This is a genomic window from Clostridium sp. NkU-1, assembly GCA_001312405.1.
On sequence record BBDR01000007.1, the window covers coordinates 47,478 to 65,315 of the forward strand.

16 protein-coding genes and 5 pseudogenes are annotated in these 17,838 nt (G+C 47.7%); 19 read left to right on the forward strand and 2 right to left on the reverse strand.

Translation table 11 applies throughout. The features are described 5' to 3' along the window. Positions 1 to 10: 10 nt before the first annotated feature. The gene (locus tag JCM10519_RS12425) at positions 11 to 1,054 is read left to right on the forward strand and encodes an FAD-binding protein (protein WP_054739530.1); all 1,044 of its coding nucleotides are present in this window, start codon (positions 11 to 13) and stop codon (positions 1,052 to 1,054) included. Positions 1,055 to 1,240: 186 nt separating this feature from the next. Next, positions 1,241 to 1,932, forward strand: a pseudogene (locus JCM10519_RS12435) (response regulator). A gap of 78 nt (positions 1,933 to 2,010) precedes the next feature. Here JCM10519_RS12435 and JCM10519_RS12440 read toward each other — a convergent pair. Continuing rightward, entirely contained in the window at positions 2,011 to 2,724 is a 714-nt protein-coding gene (locus JCM10519_RS12440) for an MIP family channel protein (protein ID WP_054739536.1), read from the reverse strand. A gap of 33 nt (positions 2,725 to 2,757) precedes the next feature. Next, positions 2,758 to 4,253: pseudogene (glpK, locus tag JCM10519_RS12445) on the reverse strand (glycerol kinase GlpK). A 215-nt stretch (positions 4,254 to 4,468) separates the two neighbouring features. Here glpK and JCM10519_RS12450 point away from each other — a divergent pair. From JCM10519_RS12450 to JCM10519_RS12520, 17 genes and pseudogenes are all read left to right on the forward strand, one after another. Further along, entirely contained in the window at positions 4,469 to 5,062 is a 594-nt protein-coding gene (locus JCM10519_RS12450) for a heterodisulfide reductase-related iron-sulfur binding cluster (protein ID WP_347844039.1), read from the forward strand. Between the two features lie 18 nt (positions 5,063 to 5,080). Beyond that, positions 5,081 to 5,272, forward strand: a complete 192-nt coding sequence (locus tag JCM10519_RS29465; RefSeq protein WP_347844040.1) for a hypothetical protein — start codon at positions 5,081 to 5,083, stop codon at positions 5,270 to 5,272. Beyond that, complete coding sequence (locus JCM10519_RS12455) at positions 5,269 to 5,640, forward strand: 4Fe-4S dicluster domain-containing protein (RefSeq protein ID WP_054739538.1); 372 nt, start codon at positions 5,269 to 5,271, stop codon at positions 5,638 to 5,640. The genes JCM10519_RS29465 and JCM10519_RS12455 overlap by 4 nt, the downstream gene beginning before the upstream one ends. A 22-nt stretch (positions 5,641 to 5,662) precedes the next feature. Continuing rightward, positions 5,663 to 7,652 (forward strand): annotated as a pseudogene (locus tag JCM10519_RS12460) (CoB--CoM heterodisulfide reductase iron-sulfur subunit A family protein). Further along, positions 7,643 to 8,092: a hydrogenase iron-sulfur subunit gene (locus tag JCM10519_RS12465; protein WP_054739539.1), complete on the forward strand. Its 450-nt coding sequence runs from the start codon at positions 7,643 to 7,645 to the stop codon at positions 8,090 to 8,092. Before JCM10519_RS12460 ends, JCM10519_RS12465 begins: the two are co-directional and overlap by 10 nt. 81 nt (positions 8,093 to 8,173) lie before the next feature. Continuing rightward, positions 8,174 to 8,953: a 4Fe-4S dicluster domain-containing protein gene (locus JCM10519_RS12470; protein ID WP_347844041.1), complete on the forward strand. Its 780-nt coding sequence runs from the start codon at positions 8,174 to 8,176 to the stop codon at positions 8,951 to 8,953. A 27-nt stretch (positions 8,954 to 8,980) separates the two neighbouring features. Next, positions 8,981 to 9,937 (forward strand): 4Fe-4S dicluster domain-containing protein, encoded by a 957-nt coding sequence (locus JCM10519_RS12475; protein ID WP_347844042.1) that lies wholly within the window; start codon positions 8,981 to 8,983, stop codon positions 9,935 to 9,937. Positions 9,938 to 9,991: 54 nt separating this feature from the next. Continuing rightward, a complete protein-coding gene (locus tag JCM10519_RS12480; protein ID WP_347844043.1) occupies positions 9,992 to 10,843 on the forward strand; it encodes an FAD/NAD(P)-binding protein in 852 nt (283 codons plus the stop codon). A gap of 68 nt (positions 10,844 to 10,911) precedes the next feature. Beyond that, on the forward strand, positions 10,912 to 11,475 hold the full coding sequence (locus JCM10519_RS12485) for a 4Fe-4S dicluster domain-containing protein (protein ID WP_347844044.1): 564 nt from the start codon (positions 10,912 to 10,914) through the stop codon (positions 11,473 to 11,475). Between the two features lie 107 nt (positions 11,476 to 11,582). Next, entirely contained in the window at positions 11,583 to 11,972 is a 390-nt protein-coding gene (locus JCM10519_RS29470) for an FAD-binding protein (protein ID WP_347844045.1), read from the forward strand. Positions 11,973 to 11,977: 5 nt separating this feature from the next. After that, positions 11,978 to 13,123 carry an FAD-binding protein gene (locus JCM10519_RS12490; RefSeq protein WP_347844046.1) on the forward strand — a complete coding sequence of 382 codons (1,146 nt, stop codon included), beginning with the start codon at positions 11,978 to 11,980 and terminating at the stop codon, positions 13,121 to 13,123. A gap of 109 nt (positions 13,124 to 13,232) precedes the next feature. Then, positions 13,233 to 14,074 (forward strand): annotated as a pseudogene (locus tag JCM10519_RS12495) (fumarate hydratase). A 90-nt stretch (positions 14,075 to 14,164) separates the two neighbouring features. Then, positions 14,165 to 14,721: pseudogene (locus JCM10519_RS12500) on the forward strand (Fe-S-containing hydro-lyase). A 105-nt stretch (positions 14,722 to 14,826) separates the two neighbouring features. Beyond that, positions 14,827 to 15,939 (forward strand): Ldh family oxidoreductase, encoded by a 1,113-nt coding sequence (locus tag JCM10519_RS12505; RefSeq protein ID WP_054739543.1) that lies wholly within the window; start codon positions 14,827 to 14,829, stop codon positions 15,937 to 15,939. A gap of 192 nt (positions 15,940 to 16,131) precedes the next feature. Continuing rightward, on the forward strand, positions 16,132 to 17,010 hold the full coding sequence (locus JCM10519_RS12510) for a hypothetical protein (protein ID WP_347844047.1): 879 nt from the start codon (positions 16,132 to 16,134) through the stop codon (positions 17,008 to 17,010). Positions 17,011 to 17,022: 12 nt separating this feature from the next. After that, on the forward strand, positions 17,023 to 17,298 hold the full coding sequence (locus JCM10519_RS12515) for a hypothetical protein (RefSeq protein ID WP_054739547.1): 276 nt from the start codon (positions 17,023 to 17,025) through the stop codon (positions 17,296 to 17,298). Between the two features lie 2 nt (positions 17,299 to 17,300). Next, the gene (locus JCM10519_RS12520) at positions 17,301 to 17,738 is read left to right on the forward strand and encodes a bifunctional precorrin-2 dehydrogenase/sirohydrochlorin ferrochelatase (protein ID WP_347844048.1); all 438 of its coding nucleotides are present in this window, start codon (positions 17,301 to 17,303) and stop codon (positions 17,736 to 17,738) included. Positions 17,739 to 17,838: the final 100 nt, after the last annotated feature.

Sequence of the window (17,838 nt, forward strand, 5' to 3'; positions counted from 1 at the left end):
AGGCGGCTATATGAATCTGGAAGAATACAAAGGGATCTGCGTTTTTGCGCAGCAGACAGATAACCGGTTAAACAGCATTGCTTTTGAATTGATTGGAAAAGGAAAGGAACTTGCAAAAGATTTAAATACAGATGTGACCGCAGTGCTCATTGGCTCCGGCGTTATGGGATTGGCGGACGAACTTGCTGTATATGGTGCCGACCGGGTGATTGTGGTGGATGATCCGGAATTAAAGGAGTACAGGGCAGAGCCCTATACCCATGCACTTGCTTCGGCAATCAGAAAATACAAGCCGGAAATTGTTCTCATAGGCGCAACTGCTGTGGGAAGAGAATTAGGGCCAAAGGTGTCGGCCAGAATTGCAACAGGACTTACTGCGGATTGTACAAAGCTGGAAATCGGGAATTTTCCGTTAAATCCGGTTTCCGGAAAGGAACAGAAAGCAAATCAGCTTCTGATGACACGCCCTGCTTTCGGCGGCAATACCATAGCTACCATTGCCTGCCCCAACCATCGGCCCCAGATGGCCACGGTCCGTCCGGGAGTGATGCGCGCCGCAGAGAAAGTCCCGGGCAGAAAGGCTGTCATTGAGGAATTTAACCCTGGCTTTCTTCCAAAAAAGAATGATACGGAAATTCTTGAGATTGTGAAAGCTGTAAATGAAACAGCAGATATTATGGACGCCAAAATACTGGTGTCAGGGGGACGTGGCATAGGCTGTCCGGAAAACTTCCACCTTCTGGAAGAGCTTGCAGGGGCAGTAGGCGGAGAGGTAAGCTGCTCAAGGGCAGTTGTGGACGCAGGCTGGAAGCCAAGGGACTTACAGGTGGGCCAGACCGGGAAGACCGTTCGTCCCAATGTGTATATTGCCGTTGGAATTTCCGGGGCAATCCAGCATGTGGCAGGTATGGAAGAGTCTGATTTGATCATTGCCATCAATAAGGATGAAAGCGCACCCATTTTTGAGGTCGCAGATTACGGTATAACCGGAGACTGGAAGAAAATCGTGCCGGAACTGATCAGGCAGCTTCAGGCAGTGAGAGCCGGAATTTAAGAATCTCATCTTAATCCGGATTGGTATTGAAATAGCAGATATGGTATGTTATAATAATTATATATCGTCCAGAGAGAAAGAGAGCGCAACGGGACAACTTAACAGTTGTCTTTTAGTGCGCTTTTTTTGTGGGAAGATTAAGGGAACTTATTTGATGCCATTATTTTACAGGAGGGGTTGGGAAATATGTATCAAACAATCATCATTGAAGATGACCCTATCGTTGCTTCTATTAACCGCCATTATGTGGAATTAAACAAAGATATGGAAGTATGCGGTTGTTTTTCCAATGGGCGGGATGCTCTTAACTATCTGGAGGAGCATTCCGTAGATTTGGCCATTACGGCACTGTATATGCCGAAAATGATGGTATGGAGCTTTTACGTGAAATCCGGAGACAGGAGAAGGATCTGGATGTCATAGTAGTAAGTTCCGCCAATGATGTAAAGCATGTGAAGAAGTTTCTTTCGCTTGGAATTATCGATTATTTGATAAAGCCATTTGAATATACCAGGTTTAATCATGCTTTGGAGAAATTCACGAAAAGTCAGGAACTGCTGAAACCTCGCAATTTCTCCCAGTCCCAGTTAGATAAACTGTTTCATGTTTCTTCTCTGCCGCAGGCAGAAGAAAACAGCAAGGGAATCCAGGAAGCTACTTTGTATAACATATTGGATTATATGAGAATAAACCAGTTAAATCCAATGACAAGCGAGAAAATCGCCAAGGAGGTCCAGTTGTCCAGTGTAACGGTCAGAAGGTATATGAATTATTTGCTGGAAAAACAAAGGGTTATCAGTGACATTGATTATAATACAGGAGGAAGACCCGGTGTTGTTTACCGTTACATAGAACAAGAGGAACGCCTGGCAGAGTGAGAAAAGTGCCGGAAACACTATGGAAGTGTTCCGGCCTTTTTTCTTTTTGGTCACTTTTGCAGGTATGTAAAGGAAAACTTATACCCAGGGGATTGCGCTGTAGAGAAGTACTGCAGCAAGGCCGCCAATCACAGGCCCGAATAACACGATGGGAGCATATTTCCAGTTAGAACTGCCTTTATCCTTGATGGGAAGAACTGCGTGAGCAAGGCGGGGGCCTAAGTCTCTGGCAGGGTTGATCGCGTATCCCGTTAAGCCTCCAAGGGACATACCGATGGAAACGATGATTGCAAACACAAGAATGTTATTAACTCCTGCAGGAACAGCTCCTGCCTGTCCGATGCCTTTAATAGCAAATACCAGAACGAATGTCCCCACAATTTCGCTTAAAAGGTTGCGGCCGGTGTTTGGAATCGCAGGTGAAGTACAGAAAACGCCTCTTTTTGTGGCCTGGCATTCTGTTGCGTCAAGCTGATCCTTAAACAATAAGTAAACCAGGACGGCGCCGGTAAATGCTCCTGCAAATTGTGCGATCACATATCCCGGAACAAGGTCCCATGGAAGGCTTCCGTCTGCTGCCAGGGCTATGGTAACAGCCGGATTAAAATGGGCTCCAGAAGCTGCGCCGAAGATGAAAGCAGGAATCATAACCGCGAACCCCCATGCAAAGGAGACTTGGATGGAACCTCCACCCTTCATACCGGACTTATCCAGGTTAACATTGGCGACTACGCCGTCTCCAAGCAAAATCAAAATCATAGTTCCTAAAAATTCTGCTAAATACATTAACATACTTTTTCCTCCCGGAATCTTTTATTTAATTTTCTAATCTTCTTTTGCCCAATCAAAGGAATATTTTACAGCCCTGTTCCAGCCGTTTATCCTCGTAGTTCTTTCTTCCCCGCAGATAGCAGGTTCAAAGGTCCTGTCAATGGCCCAGTTCTTTATGACATCTTCCTTGTTTTCCCAATATCCAACTGCCAGACCTGCCAGATAGGCGGCGCCCATAGCAGTAGTCTCCACACATTGCGGACGGTTTACTGGTGCGTTTATGATATCTGCCTGTGTCTGCATGAGGTAATTGTTGGCACTGGCTCCTCCGTCAACCTTTAAGGATGCCAGTTCGATTCCGGAATCCGACCTCATTGCCTGCAGTACATCATTTACCTGATAGGCCAGGGAATCCAGGGTGGCGCGGATGATGTGGCATTTGTTCACGCCCCGGGTAATTCCTACCACAGTGCCTCTGGCGTACTGATCCCAGTGGGGAGCTCCCAGTCCTGTAAATGCAGGAACAACGTAGCAGCCGTTGGTATCCTTTACCTTGCGGGCCATATATTCAGAATCCTGAGCAGAATCAATGAATTTCAATTCATCCCGAAGCCACTGAACGGCGGCTCCTGCTACGAAGATGGAGCCTTCCAGGGCATAATTCACTTTTCCATCTAATCCCCAGGCAATGGTAGTTACCAGACCGTTGCTGGAGAATACAGGTTTTTCTCCGGTATTCATCAGTAAGAAGCAGCCGGTTCCATATGTATTTTTAGCCTCACCGGCGGTAAAGCAGGTCTGCCCGAAAAGTGCTGCCTGCTGATCCCCTGCTGCGCCGCTGACCGGAATAGGACCGCCAAAGTACTGTGGGTCAGATTCTCCATATATGCAGCTTGAAGCTTTGCCTCGGGAAGCAGGGACTTTGGAATGTTAAGTTCTGAAAGAATATCATCGTCCCACTCTAAGGTATTAATATTAAACATCATGGTCCGGGAAGCGTTCGAGTAATCTGTTACGTGAACCCGTCCCTTTGTCAGCTTCCAAATCAGCCATGTTTCTACGGTTCCGAATAAGAGTTCCCCTCTTTCGGCCCTTTCTCTTGCGCCCTCTACATTGTCCAGGATCCATTTTAACTTGGTTCCGGAAAAATAGGCGTCAATGACCAGTCCGGTTTTGGCGCGGAAGGTGTCGACCAATCCTTTTTCCTTTAAGGAATCGCAGTATTCAGAAGTTCTGCGGCATTGCCATACAATTGCGTGATAGACGGGATCACCTGTTGCCTTATCCCATACAATAGTAGTTTCTCTCTGGTTGGTGATTCCGATCGCAGAAATGTCTTCTGCAGAAGCACCTATTTTGGACATGGCTTCCACTGCAACCCCCAATTGCGTGGACCAAATCTCATTTGCATCATGCTCAACCCAGCCTGGTTTTGGAAAATACTGGGTAAATTCCTTTTGAGCAACGCTGCAGATTTCCCCTTTTTCATTGAACAGAATACACCGATTACTTGTTGTGCCCGCATCCAATGCCATTACATACTTTGCCATAAAAAAATTCTCCTTTGCTTTGTTATTTTTTATCATTATAGAAGAGTCCTATCGAAAAAAAGAAGAATTGGAAAGTAAAGAATGAATTATGTAAGTAAGAAATACAAATCCGTTTATTTTACTTACAAAATGTATTTATTACTTGCTTATGATTTCACTCATTTCTGATTTATGATAAATTATTATCAATGTAAGAGGTTGGGAGGGTTTAGACAATGGTTTACAGTTATTATCCGGGCTGCACATTGAAGGCAAAGGCGAAGAAACTGGACCGCTATGCAAGGGAATGTGCCCATATATTAGAAATTGAGCTGGAAGAGATAGAGAACTGGCAATGCTGCGGAGGCGTCTATCCTGGGATGGCGGACGAACTGGCTACACGCCTTTCTCCTGTGCGTGCATTAAGGGAGGCAGGGGAGAAAAAGCAGGATCTGGTGACTGTATGCTCAGCATGTCACCACGTAATAAAAAGGGTCAATGAGGATATGAAGACTTCCGGTGAAATAAGGCAGAAGATCAATGCTTATCTGGAACCTGAAAATGGTTATGAAGGTGAGACAAAGGTCATTCACTACTTAGAACTGCTTCGGGACCGGATCGGCTTTGACCGGATCAAGGAAAAAGTAAAACATCCTTTAAATGGAAAGAAGATAGCACCTTATTATGGCTGCCTGCTTCTAAGGCCTTTCCAGGTAATGAATTTTGATGATCCGGAAAATCCATCTATTATGGAAGAGTTTCTCCTTGCAATCGGCGCCCAGCCGGTTCACTATGCTTTAAAAAAAACGAGTGCTGCGGCGGATATGTAACCATGGAAGATGAGAAATTTGCTTCTGAAAAAAAGTTCCTCTATTATGGAAGCTGCTATGGACCGGGGGGCGGAAGGCATGATTACGGCCTGTCCGTTATGTAAATACAATCTGGAAAATGGCGGGCTGAAAGAGGGCATTCCGGTTTACTATTTTACGGAACTTCTGGCGGAAGCTTTGGGAGTGAAAGAACAGGAGGAAGGAACGTGAGGGAAGAAATTTTAAGGATCAGCGGTGTGAACCCCTCAAAATGCATGAAATGCGGAAAATGTACAGCTACCTGCCCTGCATTTGAAAAGATGGAATATCACCCTCATCAATTTGTGGATATGGTTAAGAACAATCAGATATCCCCTCTTTTGGAATCGGAATCCCTTTATTGCTGTATGTCCTGTCTGGCCTGTGAGGAGCGGTGTCCCAGAGGGGTGAAGCCCCAGAAACTCATAGAAGCCGTCCAGGTTATAAAGCTGAGGGCTTCGGGGGCCAACCGGCTGAAACCCCAGGATGTGGCGGAACGGCTGGATCCTTCGCTTCCCCAGCAGGCCCTTATGGCGGCATTCAGAAAATACAGCAGGTGACAAAAGAAAGGAGGGGGAAAATTTGCAGAAAATAGGAGTTTTTGTCTGTTGGTGCGGAAGCAACATTGCAGCGACTGTGGATGTAAGTGAGGTCGTAAGAGCTGCAAAGGAAGAACCAGGCGTTGTTTTTGCATCTGATTATGCATATATGTGCTCAGAAGCCGGCCAGCTTATGATTCAAAACGCTATTAAGGAAAAGGGGCTGACCGGAATCGTAGTATGCTCCTGCTCCCCGCGCATGCATGAGCCACGTTCCGCAAAGCTGCACAGGCTGCGGGACTGAATCCCTACATGGTGGAAATTGCCAATATCAGGGAGCAGTGCTCCTGGATCCATAAAAATAAAGAAGAAGGAACGAAAAAAAGCAATTCTCTTAGCAAAGGCCGCAATCGCCAAGGTTCATTTGAACGAACCGCTGACAGCGGGAGAAACCCCTGTGACAAAGAGGGCCCTGGTGATCGGAGGGGGAATTGCGGGGATCCAGACTGCCCTTGATATTGCAGATGCAGGATTTGAAGTTGACATTGTAGAGAAATCACCTACCATAGGCGGAAAAATGGCTCAGCTTGATAAGACCTTTCCCACTTTGGACTGTGCGGCCTGTATCCTTACGCCTAAGATGGTGGATGCAGCAGCCCATGAGAAGATCCGTTTGTTTACCTATAGTGAAGTAGAGAAGGTAAAAGGCTTTGTAGGGAATTTTACCGTAGACATCCGGAAAAAAAGCCAGAAGCATACTGGAAGAGAAGTGTACGGGCTGCGGAGCGTGTACGGAGAAATGTCCTTCCAGGAAAACGGGAAACGAATTTAACGAAAGGCTGGATAACCGGACAGCCATTTATATCCCATTTGCCCAGGCAATTCCCAACATACCGATCATTGACAGGGAAGCCTGTATACATTTTAAGACCGGAAAATGCGGTCTGTGCCAGAAGACCTGCGGCGTGGGTGCCATTGACTTTGACCAGGAGGATGAGATCATCACCAGGAACTACGGAGCCATTGTGGCTGCCACAGGGTTTAAACCCATATCCCTGGAACGGTTTGATGAATTCCAGTATTCCAAAAGTCCTGACGTCATCACTTCCTTAGAACTGGAACGTCTGATGAATGCCGCCGGCCCAACAAAGGGAGAACTGGTAAAGCCTTCAAACCGGGAACACCCAAAAGATATGGTATTTATCCAGTGCGTCGGTTCCCGTGGGGAGTCCTGCAGGGAAAAGAGCTACTGCTCCAAAATCTGCTGTATGTACACGGCCAAACACGCCATGATGATCCGTGACAAATATCCGGACATCAATGTTCATGTATTTTACATTGACGTACGCACACCGGGAAAGAATTTCGACGAATTTTACCGCAGGGCAGTGGAAGATTACGGCGTTGATTACCGGAAGGGAATGGTGGGAAAGGTAATGGAGCAAAAGGATGGAAGCCTCTTGGTTCAGGCCTCCGACTTACTGAATGGACAGCAGCTTTTGTTACATACCGATATGGTAGTACTGGCAACAGCCATAGAGCCTGATAAATCAGCCAGAAATCTGGCTACCATGCTCACTGCCAGCATGGATACCAACGACTTTTTTACGGAGGCCCATCCCAAACTGAGGCCAGTGGAAAGTCCCACTGCCGGAGTATTCTTATCAGGAACCTGTCAGGGGCCCAAGGACATTCCGGAAACTGTGGCTCAGGCAGGAGCGGCCGCAGCCAAGGTCATCGGACTTTTATGCAGGGAGAAGCTTCTTAATAACCCTCAAGTAGCCCAGGCAAAGGAACGTTTGTGCAGCGGTTGCGGGGGCTGTTCCAAAGTCTGTCCATACGGAGCCATTGATTACGAAGAGAGAGAAGTTTTGGATCATGGAGTCAGGGAAATGCGGAGGCTTGCTAAGGTAAACGAGGCGGTGTGCCAGGGCTGCGGAGCCTGTACGGTGGCTTGTCCATCGGGTGCCATGGACTTAAAAGGATTTACCGTAAAACAGATTATGGCGGAGGTAGATGCGATATGCAGATAGAAGATAACAGCAACAAGGAGTTTAAGCCTCTCATCCTGGCATTTTGCTGCAACTGGTGCAGCTATGCAGGGGCCGATCTGGCGGGGTCAAGCCGCTCTTCCTATCCGGCAGAAGTAAAGATTATCCGGGTCCCATGTTCCTGCAGGGTGAATCCCTTATTCCTGTTAAGGGCCTTTGAGCGGGGGGCGGATGGCGTGATCTTAGCCGGCTGCCATCCGGGAGACTGCCATTATTCCACAGGCAATTACTATGCCAGAAGAAGGATGACCCTTTTATTCGGCATGTTGGACTACCTTGGAATCGAAAGGGAAAGAACCATGGTGGAATGGATTTCCGCAGCAGAGGGCGCCAAGTTTTCTGCGACCATGAATGCTTTCACCCAGTCAATAAAAGAACTGGGACCAAACAGAAAGTTGAGGGATTTACGATGCATGCCATAGAAGAGACCATAAAAGAAACGTGTAAAAAGCTCTGGAATGAAGGAGAGATAAACCGGATTCTGGCATGGGAAAAAGGACTCTTTGACTACGAGGCGGCACCTGCTGTTCCGGAACCGGGAAAGCATCTCCCGTCTGGTTTACAATGAGCACTGCGGGGGAAATTTAAGCAAATTCCTTATAAAAGAAATGGGAAAAGAAGGAAAGGTACTGGTCCTTTTAAAGCCCTGCGATACATATGGATTTAACCAGCTCTTATCAGAAAATAGGGTAAAACGGGAAAAGGTTTATATTCTTGGGGTTCCCTGCGGCGGAATGAGGGATGAAAAGGGCCTTCTTTTCAAATGCCAATCCTGTAAGGGCAATGATTTTAAAGCATTTGACCAGATCATAGAATCGGATCTGTCCGTTCCGGAGCCGGTCCCCTCGGAAGAAGAGGAGAAATTGAACCAGATGACTGCAGAAGAACGCTTTGCTTTTTGGCGGGGACAGCTTTCCAAATGTATCCGCTGCAATGCCTGCCGCAACATATGTCCTGCCTGCAGCTGCATCAAATGTGTGTTTGATAACCAGGATTCCGGAGTAGAGGCAAAGGCTAATTCCGATGCCTTTGAGGAAAATCTGTTTCATATCATCAGAGCCTTCCATGTAGCGGGAAGGTGTACGGACTGCGGAGAGTGCAGCCGGGTCTGTCCCCAGAACATTCCTCTTTATCTGCTGAACCGGAAAATGATTGAGGAGATCAATGAACGGTACGGAACCTATCAGGCAGGAGAAAGTCCTGACTCTAAGTCTCCGTTAATGGATTTTAAGGAATCTGATCCGGATATTTCGGCCATATATGGGAAAGGTGGTGTGTCTTGATGCTGAAAATGCCATTGGAACGTCTTGATGAACTTTTTTTTGGAACTATCAAAGGAGCACCAGATATTTGCCCCCATGGAAAAGGCGGGCAGTGTCTCCTTCTTTCCATGGAAAAAGGGGGATACCTTATGTTTTGACACTCTTTTGACAGATCAGGCACCCAAGTCCTTTTTCTTTCCCCAGTCGGAGACTTTGTACCGCGCCCGGAGAGAAGAGGGGAGCCTTTCCATTGTGCCCGAAGAGGCAGAGGAAAAGAGCGCTGTTTATTTTGGTGTAAGGGCCTGTGACAGGAGAAGCTTTGAACTCCTGGACCGGGTGTTCTTAAGCACACCCTGCGATTCCTGCTATGAGTCCAAAAGAAGGAACGGGTATGTGGTCACGTTAGCCTGTAAGAATCCTGAAAACACCTGTTTTTGTCAAAGCTTCGGCATTGATCCTGCCTGGCCGGGAGGAGATGTGTCCGTCTGGATCGCAGACGGAGAACTGTACTGGAAAAGCCTGACGGAAAAGGGAGATGCATTGACGGAATTAGTTACAGAATTGTTTGAGGAGGGAGACCGTAAAAAGGTTGAAGAGCAGAAAGCAGAGATCCGTAAAAAGCTGGATGCCCTGCCCCTAAAGGATTTGAGTCTGGAACGGTTTGAGCATCCGGATTCTTCCATGGATTTGTTTGAGTCGGAACAATGGGAATCCTTATCTGACACCTGCTTAGGCTGCGGAATCTGCACGTTTATATGCCCTACCTGCCAGTGCTATGATATATGCGACTACAACGCAGGCCATGAAGTCAGGAAATTCCGCTGCTGGGATTCCTGCATGTATCCGGGCTTTACCGAGATGGCCCATGGAAATAACAGAAACAACCAGATGCAGCGGTTCCGCCAGAGATTCATGCATAAGCTGGTATATTTTCCGGAAATAACGGCGGCATATATTCCTGTGTGGGCTGTGGAAGGTGTCTGCGTAAATGCCCGTCTTCCTTAAATATTGCCAGGGTAATAAAAGCCCTGGGAGAGACAGGCGCCGAAGGAGGAAACGATGAGTGACAGAACCAATGTATTGATTCCGGAAATCGGTATGATTACAGATGTAAGAAGAGATACGCCGGATGTGAAAACTTTTCGCGTAAACGGGTTAGAGGGAAAAAAGCCCTTTGACCATATGCCGGGGCAATGTGCCATGCTTTCCATTCCAGGAGTGGGGGAAGCCATGTTTTCCATCACTTCCTCACCAACCAACAGGGATTACATGGAGTTTTCCATTAAAAAATGCGGCTGCCTTACCGACTGGCTCCACCAGATGGAAAAGGGGCAGGAAATTGCCCTGCGGGGTCCATACGGCAATTACTTTCCCGTTGATACGGAGTTAAAAGGCAAGAACCTGCTTTTTATCGCCGGTGGGATCGGAATTGCGCCCCTGCGGTCTGTGATTAATTACGTCATTGACAACCGGACGGATTACGGACTGGTGGACATTGTTTACGGGGCCCGTTCGGCAGAGGATCTGGTGGATCTAGAAGAAATGAGAAAAGACTGGTCAAAGGTCCAGGGCATCCGTGTGCATCTGACCATAGACCGGGCTGAGGAAGGCTGGGAAGGGAACGTGGCCTTTGTGCCTGATTATGTCAGGGAACTGAAGTTTTCAAACGACAGAACCGCTTTGGTATGCGGTCCGCCTGTGATGATAAAATATGTGCTGAAGGCACTGGAAGAAATGGGATTTTCCAGTACACAGGTCTATACGACCATGGAACTGAAGATGAAATGCGGAGTGGGCAAATGCGGACGCTGCAACATAGGCTCTAAGTACGTCTGCAAGGATGGACTGTGTTCCGTTATGATGAATTGGGCGTCCTGCCCTCTGAATATTAGGAGGTTGACCAATGAATGATATGATTACTGTTTATCTGTTCGGTAAAAAAATATACAGTTCCGTCCAATTTGACAATAATGGGAGCAATGGAATATGCAGGATACCAGCTTGTGCGGGGCTGCGGCTGCAGGTGCGGCTTCTGCGGAGCCTGTGCCACGATTTACCGTATCAAAGGAGACAGGGAATTAAAGACCTGTCTGGCCTGCCAGACCCAGGTCCGGGAAAATATGTATGTGGCCACCCTTCCATTTTTCCCTCTGGTAAAGGAGGTTTATGACATAAGCAAGGTTCCGGTCAATGAACAGGTCATGATGGAGCTGTATCCGGAAATCTACAAGTGCATCGGGTGTGGGGCCTGTACCAAAAGCTGTCCCCAGGGTCTCGATACCATGCAGTACATTGCATATGCCCAGAGAGGGGAATTGGAGAAATGTGCCGAAGAATCCTTTGACTGTGTGATGTGCGGGATCTGTTCTTCCAGGTGTCCGGCCGGGATTTCCCATCCCCAGGTAGGCCTTCTGGCCAGACGGATCACCGGAAAATATCTGGCTCCGGAATCAAGGCACTTAACCAACCGGGTAAGAGAGGTAGAGGCCGGGGATTTACGGAGCTCATTGAAGCGATCATGGCAAAACCCCTGGAAGAACTGAAAAACCTTTATAATACCAGAGAAATCGAAAAGTAGGAGGAATAGACATGTTTACAGCCAAGATGATGGATTCCGTAAAAAAAGGTCGAGGCCACCAGGGAAGAACGGATGGAGACAGAGCCCCGGAGAATGACGGCGGAGGAAAAGGAAAAACTGCTGAAAGCCTATCACCCGGATTATAAAGAGGAAGAGTTTGCCATACTAAAGGCAGGCCCCAATAAGGGAGAAAAAGTGCCCAAAGAACTGGGAGTCCTTTTGCAGGCCAGGAGCCGGATCAGAGACACTGACGTGGATTTATCATCTCCGGATTACGATACAGATGTTCTGATCATAGGAGGAGGGGGAGCAGGCTGTGCGGCTGCCATTGAGGCTTCTAACGCAGGAGCAAAGGTACTGATAGCCACCAAGCTCCGTCTGGGGGATGCCAACACCATGATGGCGGAAGGCGGAATCCAGGCTGCGGACAAAGAAAACGATTCCCCCAGATCCACTACTTAGATGCTTTGGGAGGGGGACATTTTGCCAACCGGCCAGAGCTCTTAAAAAAGCTGGTCATGGAAGCTCCTGGGGCCCTTAAATGGTTAAATGAGCTGGGAGTGATGTTTGATAAGGACAGAGACGGAAACATGGTCACCACTCACGGAGGCGGCACTTCCAGAAAGCGTATGCACGCGGCGGCCGACTATACGGGTGCGGAAATCATGAGAGTGCTCCGGGATGAAGTATTAAACCTTCCGATTTCCGTGGCTGATTATACCTCTGCCGTGGAGCTCATTTTAGATGAGGATAAAAAGGCGGCGGGAGCAGTCCTTTTGAATATGGAAACAGGAGAACTTTTGACAGCCAGGGCAAAAACTGTTATTCTTGCCACAGGGGGTGCCGGACGGCTCCACTATCAGGGATTCCCCACCTCCAACCACTACGGGGCAACAGCCGACGGCCTGGTGTTAGCTTACCGGGCAGGGGCAAAGCTTCTCTATCAGGATACCCTTCAATACCATCCCACCGGAGTTGCTTTTCCGGAGCAGATTTATGGGGCTTTGGTCACGGAAAAGGTCCGTTCCTTAGGCGCCATGTTAGTCAACGCCTGTGGGGAAGCTTTCATGCATCCACTGGAGACCAGGGATGTGTCTGCCGCCTCCATTATCAGGGAGTGCGCAAGTGGAAAAGGAGTTGTCACTCCACTTGGGAAGGGAATCTGGCTGGATACTCCCATGATCGACTTGATTCATGGGAAAGGGACCCTGGAAAAGCGTCTCCCTGGAATGCTGCGTATGTATTTGAAATATGAAATCGATATGAGAAAAACCCCTATCTTGATCTATCCTACCCTCCACTATCAAAACGGCGGAATCCAGATTGAAGCGGACTGCCAGAGCACCATAGAGAATTTGTTTGTGGCAGGAGAAGCAGTGGGAGGGATCCACGGAAGGAACCGGCTTATGGGAAATTCTCTTCTGGATATTATTGTTTTTGGCCGCAATGCCGGAAAATGTGCGGCCGGGCGCGTGAAAGACGTACATACAGGGAAGCTGACTTTATCACATATAAAAGAGATGGAAGAGGAGTGCCAAAGGGCTGGTATTGTTACGGATAAAATTTCCCCGCTGCTTTTGCCAAAGTATGCCAGGACAGCGGGACAGCTATAAGGAGTAAGTCCTTCGGGGATACCTATATGCCCAAAAACATGGGCAAGAAGGAGGAAGCCCCTGCGGGGATACCTATATGCCCAAAAACATGGGCAAGAAGGAGGAAAAGATGAGAGAAATATCAGTAAAAACATTGATCGACGTAGTAGAAAAGCTGTGTATTGATGCAAATCAGTACCTGCCGGAGGATGTGAAGAAGGCGATCAAAACCTGCCGCGCCTGTGAGGACTGGGACATTGCCTGCGGAGTTCTTGACAAGATCATCGAGAACTACGAAATCGCAGAAAGGGAAGATGTCCCCATCTGTCAGGATACGGGAATGGCCTGCGTGTTTCTGGAGATCGGCCAGGATGTCCACTTTATTGACGGGGACTTGACCGAAGCCATTAATGAAGGCGTGCGCAGAGGCTACGAAAAGGGATTTTTAAGAAAATCCGTGGTAAAGGACCCGGTAAGGCGGGGAAATACAGGTGATAACACTCCGGCCCTGATCTATACGGAAATCGTTCCGGGAGACAAGGTGAAAATTACCGTAGGACCCAAGGGCTTTGGAAGCGAGAATATGAGTGCCATCCGCATGTTCAAGCCTTCTGCAGGAATCCAGGGAATCAAGGATTTTATTCTGGAGACCGTATCCGCCGCAGGTCCCAATCCATGTCCTCCTGTGGTGGTGGGCGTAGGAATCGGAGGCAGCTTTGACAAGGCAGCCCTTCTGGCGAAAAAGGCTTTGATGAGAGAACTGGATTCCTCCCATCCGGATCCTTACTATGCTGATCTGGAAAAGGAAATGCTGGAAAAAATCAACCTTCTGGGAATCGGCCCCCAGGGCTTTGGCGGAAAGACCACTGCTATTGGGGTAAACATTGAGACCATGCTACCCATATCGCAGGCATGCCCTGTGCCATCAACATCAACTGTCATGTGACACGCCATAAAACGGAAATAGTCTAATGTCTATGAAAGGCTTAAGCGGTGAAAGACGCACGCCGCATTTCCTTACATTTTTGTGCCGCATGCGTCAGCGGCGGATTGGAGATAAAAATGATAAAGCATATTACACTGCCTTTGACAAGAGAATTGTCTAAAACCCTTCACGCAGGAGATACGGTTTATCTGACCGGTGATATCTACACTTCCAGGGATGCCGGGCATAAGCGTATGTGTGAGACTCTGGCAAAAGGAGAGAAGCTGCCCTTTGATCCTATGGATGCCACGATTTATTACGTAGGGCCGACTCCCGCAAAGCCGGGCCAGGTGATCGGCTCTGCAGGACCTACCACCAGCGGCCGGATGGACGCCTATGCTCCCACGATGATGTCCGTAGGAGCCAGGGGAATGATAGGAAAAGGAGCCAGGCAGCCGGAAGTGATCGAAGCCATAAAAAGTATGACGGTGTTTACTTTGGCGCCATTGGGGGAGCAGGAGCGCTGCTTGCCAAATGCATTAAAAAGCTGGAACCCATCGCTTATGAGGATTTGGGAGCAGAGGCTTTGTGCAGACTTTATGTAGAAGAAATGCCTCTTGTAGTCATTATTGACTGCGAAGGAAATAATCTCTATGAAGAGGGAAAAAGTGCTTATTTAAAGTCAAGAGAGTAATTGGAATGATGAGTAACGGCTTTTTGATGAAAAAGCAGTGGTTTCTGCTAAATGGGAACCAATGTTTTTAAATAAATTATAAAAAAAATACAGGAGGTATATTTTATGGGAACCAAAACAAACATTGTGGATTGGAAGACAATTACGGATTTTGTAGTGGATGCATTCAAGGGATATGGGATTCCGGAAGAGGATGCGAAAATCTGTGCAGATGTATTGCTGGAGTCTGATAAGAGGGGCATTGAATCTCATGGTGTAAACCGCTTTAAGCCCATTTATCTGGACCGTATCAAAGCGGGAATCCAGAGCCCGGTAACAAATTTTGAAGTAGTTAAGGAAACAAGAACTACGGCAGTTGTTGACGGCCATGACGGCATGGGCCAGGTAATCGGTGTAAAATCCATGAATATGGCCATTGAGAAAGCCAAAGAATATGGCATGGGAATGGTAGTTGCCCGTAATTCAACCCATTACGGCATTGCAGGCTACTATGCCACCATGGCTTCCCAGGCAGGCTGTATCGGAATTACAGGAACCAATGCAAGGCCTTCCATTGCTCCTACCTTTGGTGTGGAAAATATGCTGGGAACCAATCCTATTACCTTTGGTATGCCTACGGATGAGGAATTCCCATTTGTGCTTGACTGTGCTACTTCCATTACCCAAAGAGGAAGGATCGAATACTATTCCCGTATCGGCAAGTCCACTCCTTCTGGCATGGTAATCGGACGAGACGGAAAGCCCCAGACAGATTCAGATCAGATTCTCATTGATTTGAATACGGGAAAAGCCGCTCTTGCACCTTTAGGCGGAATCGGTGAAGAACTGGCAGGCTACAAGGGATACGGCTATGCCACTGTAGTTGAAATTCTTTCCGCAGCTTTGCAGCAGGGAAATTTCTTAAGAGCCTTGACCGGCATTGGCGAAAATGGAGAAAAGGTACCCTTCCACCTTGGTCATTTCTTCATTGCCATTGATACGGAAGCCTTTATGGGCCTGGAATCCTTTAAAAAGACCTGCGGCGATATTCTCCGGGATCTTCGCGGTTCTGTCAAAGCTCCAGGGGAAGAACGCATTTACACGGCAGGTGAAAAGGAGTATCTGGTATGGCAGGAGCGCAAAAACAGCGGAGTGCCGATCAATGATGCAGTACAGAAAGAACTTATTAAGATCAGGGATGAACTGGCACTTAACCAGTACCGGTTCCCATTTGAATAAGAAATAAGGCCATTTGATTGATATGCCCCCTTTCAGACAAACAAGTGAAATAATAAAACTTGTTTGCCTGGAAGGGGGCATTTGGTGCTTGCCCCTAAGGGCCTTGGAATGTCTGGTTGCTCTTTTCTGTCAATATATGTTAGAATAGGTAAGAGTTTTTATGAACTGATTCTAACGATAAGAAGGCTGGAAATGATGTATTGTATGAGTGTAAGCCATAAAAAGGCTTCAGTAAATATCCGGGAACGATTCGCCTTCCAGGAAAAAGAGAAGACAGAATTTATAGAACGGCTGATGAGAAAGGAAGCGGTGACCGGCGTGGTTGTGCTTTGCACCTGTAACCGCAGTGAGATTTATGTTTCAGGAACAAAGCATGCAATCAGCGAGCTTCAGCGGGAGGCAGCTGATTTTAAAGGGATCCGCCTGGAAGAACTGCTGAAATATTTAAATATCTACAGTGGGGAAAGCGCCATCGGGCATTTGTTTAAAGTGGCCTGCGGGTTTGATTCCATGGTTCTGGGGGAAGATGAAATTTTAGGGCAGGCAAAGGCTGCCTATGAGATGTCCAGGGACCAGGGGGCAGTGGATTACGAAATGAATGTGCTGTTCCAAAGGGCGTTTGCCTGCGCCAAACGAATTAAGACAGATACGAATTTATCCAGAACCCCTCTCTCCGTTGCAACCCTTGTAGCCAATGAGGTGTTCCGCTTTGAAAAAGAGGGCGGGGAAAAGAATGTAATGGTGATCGGCATGACCGGTAAAATGGGGAATACCATAACAAAGAATATTTTAAGCAAGCAGGGCATCCGCGTTACAGGAACGGTCAGAAGCCATAAGTCCCATCTTACCATAGAGGCAAAAGGGGACAGGGTAAGGGTCGTAGATTACAAGGACCGGTATCAGTACATGGATGAGATGGATATTGTCATCAGCGCCACTTCGGGACCTCATTATACCGTGACCTGTGAAGAACTGTCTGAGCAGGTAGTCCCGGGGAAAAAAAACGGCTGTTCATGGATGTGGCTGTTCCTGTGGACATGGACGCTGAGATCGGGGAAATGGAAGGGCTGACCCTTTATAATATTGATTATTTTGAAACCCTTTCAAAAAAATAACACAGAAATAAAACTAAAGGAGCTGGACCGGGCAGCCGCAATCATGGAAGAGGAGCTGGATGGAGCCATCAAGGAGGTGGTGTTCCATCCATATATTAAGAGAATGGCTGAACTAAAGGAAGCATTTGCGGGAAAACGTCTGGATACCCTTCTTTATGAGATCAGGGATCATGTTTCCAGTGAAGACTTAAAGGTGGTCCTTAAAACCCTGGATGGCCTGGAACACTGGATTAAGGAGGGATGACCGTGTCTTATTTCCCGTTTTTTGTTGATATTGAGGGAAAAAGGTGTCTGATCGCAGGCGGAGGAACTGTTGCCTGCCGCAAGGCCCTGACGCTCATGGATTATGGCCCGGATATTGTGATCGTGGCTCCCCAGGTGATTCCTGAGATGGAACAGCTCATAAAGGAGAGCAGGGGAAAACTCACATGGAGGTGCCGGAAATTTGAAGAATCTGATTTGGAAAATATGGATTTTGTAATAGCAGGAACCTCGGATGAAGGGGTAAACAGGATGATATCCATTTGGTGCAGGGAGAGGAAGATTCCGGTCAATGTGGCGGATATGCAGGAGGAATGCAGCTTTATTTTCCCTGCTCTTATTAAGGAAGGGGAAATTACGGTAGGGATTTCCACAGGAGGAAGCTCGCCGGCCCTTGCCCGGTATTTAAAAAAAGAAGCTTAAGGAAGCCATTCCAAAGGGACTTGGCAGTCTGGCAGAGCAGCTTGGCTCATACAGGGATATGGTCAGGGAAAGGGTGGATTCCCTTCCGGTCAGAAGGTCG